Annotated in this window: 2 protein-coding genes; both read left to right on the top strand. The window is 50.9% G+C overall.

The window, feature by feature from the left end; translation table 11 throughout:
- Positions 1 to 1652: cell division protein ZipA (gene zipA, locus ABYW01_RS16500; RefSeq protein WP_372834789.1), on the top strand; the 1652-nt coding region annotated here is incomplete at its 5' end.
- 58 nt (positions 1653 to 1710) lie between these two features.
- The coding region (ligA, locus tag ABYW01_RS16495) for an NAD-dependent DNA ligase LigA (RefSeq protein ID WP_372834786.1) at positions 1711 to 3744 on the top strand (2034 nt) is incomplete at its 3' end.

The raw sequence follows: 3744 nt of genomic DNA, 5'->3' as shown, positions 1-3744 counted from the left end.
TCCTGATTGGCCTTATCATCCTGGATGGTTGGCGTCGGATGAATGGAAACCGAAACCGGCTGCGTATGGATATCGATCCGGCAGCCGCTGAGTTGCCGGAAGAACCCGTACGGTCGAGTAATCCCGAGTTACCAAATGGCGGCGCTCGACTTGTAGGTGAAGACCCACTTTTTTCTGATATGGAACCCGATCAGAGACAAGATGATATTGATCCTCTGCAGTGTGAACCGGCTTCTTCTGACGCTTCAGATATTTTGTTTGACCACCATAAATCCGGCGTTCAGGAACGCATTGAACCTGGGTTTGGAGATGAGCCTCAACTGGATTCAGGTAGCCACTCTCATTCAGGGGATGTGGATTCGACTGAAGAGAGTCTGATAAGTGCGCCGTTGTCAGATAATCGTCCGCTACATGTAGATTCACAGGAAAATCGCTTCTACGATAATGGCGATTGCGACGAATTGCTGGGGCCTGCACGCGTCGTTACGCTTAACTCTGACGTAGCAGAGGATGCTCAATCTGCCGTGCCTGAAGAAGAACGTACGGTACATCGTAAGCCTGTAGTCTTGCCGGATGAGGTATCCCCTGCTGTCGAGGCGGAGGCTCCGGTTGTTGCGTCCACGCCATTTGATCCCTCTGTTCAACCTGCAGAACCGTTATTTCCTACGCTTGATGGGTTTGACGACGAGTCTGTCTCCGAACCGAGTAAGCGTGTTCCAGACGCTGTACCTGAAGTAGTGGCTGAAATACGGCCAGAGCCAGAGCCAAAATCACGTGCTTCTCAGGAATTGGAGCAGACGCAAACAGCATACGCCTCTGAAAATAAGATCCGCGAACCTGTGTTTGAGGCGTTTTCAACGCCTATCGCAGGGATTAAGGGGGCGGCTGAACATCGGAATGCCCCGGTTTCAGAATCTCATCAGGAAGAGCCTGGTTTTTCTGAAGTATCCAGAGATGATGATCTGGATTTGGATAAGCCAATTACGCTGTTGCTGGATGATGAAAAGTACGATGAGCAGGAGGTGCTGCCTTCATTGTTTGCAGATGAAGCGATAGCACCGGAGCCCGATCTAAAAAGCAAACCGGCAAACGGCGTTGTAGCACCGGCAGCCGCTAAGTCTAAAAAGGCGGAACCGCAGGTTGAAATCAAACCTGAACCGGTACCCGAAACCGAAGATCTGTTTGCTGAGCGCCCGGCATTGGATAAAACGCCCGATCCGGAAAGTGTTCTTGCGATCACGGTACTTGCGGGCGAGTCGTTACCTATTCCCGGCGCGACGCTGCTGCCTCTGGTCAACGCTTGCGGAATGCGGTTCGGAGAGATGAAAATTTTCCACCGATTCGAGGACGGTATTGATACCGGCGCTGTTCAATTTAGTATGGCCAGCGCAATCAATCCGGGAACATTTGATTTGGATGAAATGGATCAAATGACCACCCGTGGTCTGACATTCTTTATGTCGATGGAAGAGCCACGTGATGTTATGAATGCGTTTGAATGTATGTTGGCGACGGCAGAGACTGTTGCTAAACATATGGGTGCTGAGCTGTTGGATGAGAATCGCTCCGTATTACGACCTCAGACAAAAGAACATTATCGTCAGCGTATCCGTGACTTCGGTATGCGCAATCTGTCCAGACGTGTGCATTAAGCACACGTCACCTCTTCGCTTCCAATTCGTTATTTTCTGATAAATATAGGGTTCCACTGTGTCTGTTGAGCAGGAAATTCTGGCGCTGCGTGAGCAGCTCAATCACCACAACGATTGTTACTACTCTCTGGATAATCCTGAAATACCTGATGCCGAGTATGACCGCCTTTTTCAACGACTTAAATCGTTGGAAAAATTGCATCCAGAGCTTGTCACAATCGATTCTCCAACTCAGCGAGTAGGTGGTGTGCCGCTTGATGCTTTCACTCAGGTGCAGCATGAGATGCCAATGTTGTCACTAGATAATGCTTTCGATGAAGAAGATATGCGTGACTTTCATCGAAGGAACGTTGATCGGTTGGAATTGGAGCGGAAAGAAGCACTGGAATATGCCTGTGAACCCAAGCTTGACGGTATTGCGATCAGTTTGCTCTACGAAGGCGGGGTGTTGGTGCGGGGGGCCACGCGTGGTGATGGAAATAACGGAGAAGATATTACGTTAAATGTCCGTACTATTCCGACAATACCACTAAAACTAATTGGCGAAGGATATCCCGAACGCCTGGAAGTACGTGGTGAAATCTATATGCCACGAAAAGGATTCGACGCGCTTAACGAAAGAGCGCGAGCAGATGGAAGTAAGCCGTTTGTGAATCCCCGCAATGCGGCGGCTGGGAGTTTGCGTCAACTTGACCCCCGGCTTACAGCCCAGCGTCCTTTAGAGATGTGCAGCTATAGCATCGGTATTGTTGAAGGCGGTGAGATGCCGGGTAAACATGCCGATGTGTTACGCCAGTTGAAAGAGTGGGGGTTCAAGCTCAATGCCCTGTTGGATGTTGTAGAAGGCGTAGAGGGGTGTCTGGAGTATTACCAGCGCATCATGCAGCTGCGTGCGGGTCTGCCCTATGAAATTGATGGCGTTGTGTTCAAGGTCAATAGTTTGGAGCAGCAGCGCCAGCTGGGCTTTATTTCCAGAGCGCCACGCTGGGCGATTGCGCATAAATTTCCTGCGCAAGAAGAGATTACACTCGTCCGGGATGTTGAGTTTCAGGTCGGCCGTACCGGGGCGATTACACCGGTTGCGCGCTTGGAACCGGTATTTGTTGGAGGTGTGACCGTGTCGAACGCCACGTTGCATAATATGGATGAAATCGCCCGTCTGGACCTGCGTGCCGGTGACAGCGTGGTGATTCGTCGTGCGGGCGATGTGATTCCACAAGTCGTTAAAGTGGTGACCGAGCGCCGTCCTGAGAGCACTGTAGCGGTTGAAATCCCCACCAGTTGTCCTGTCTGTGGTTCTGAAGTTGAACGCGTACAGATTGTGAAACGGACCAAATCCGGTGAGCAGACCAGCGAAGGGGCCGCTTATCGTTGCGTAGGGCGTCTGGCGTGTCAGGCTCAAGTACAGCAAGCAATTATCCACTACGCATCGCGTAAAGCGTTAGAAATTGACGGGTTGGGTGAAAAAATTATTGAGCAGCTGGTTGAGTTGAAGTTAATTGCTTCCCCAGCTGATCTCTATCGGCTGAAACCAGAGCAGCTGACGGGGTTAGAGGGGTTTGCAGAGGTTTCGGCGCAAAAACTGTGTGACTCAGTCTCTGAGCGTCGACAGGTCGCGTTAGCTCGTTTTATCTATGGTCTGGGCATTCCGGACGTGGGTGAGGAAACGGCCCGTGTGTTAGCGAATAAGCTGGGAAGCCTTGCGCGCATCCGCGTCGTTTTGCCGGAGATTCTGACTTGGCTACCGGATATTGGTCGTGAAGTGGCGAGTGAAATCAGCCATTTCTTCGCCGATGAGCATAATGCGGCAGTACTGGATGACTTATTGGGACAAGGCATTCAGTTTACCGATGAATCAGATTTATCGGCTGATCTGGTGGCCGGTATCAGCTTCGCCGAACTTATTGACCGCATGGGTATCAGTGGCGTTGCGAAGGTGGGTGCTCAGCGTTTAGCTGCCTATTTTAAGAATCTGGAATCTCTGTTGTCAGCCGATTTGGAAACGTTGGATCAGGTACCCAAATTGTCAGCGAAAGCCATCAACGGTGTTTTGGATTGCCTTGATGATCGAGATTGGGTTGAGCGTATTCGT

It is taken from the genome of Pontibacterium sp. (genome assembly GCF_041587635.1).
GTDB lineage: Bacteria > Pseudomonadota > Gammaproteobacteria > Pseudomonadales > Balneatricaceae > Pontibacterium.
This window is presented reverse-complemented; position numbering and strand designations above follow the sequence as displayed.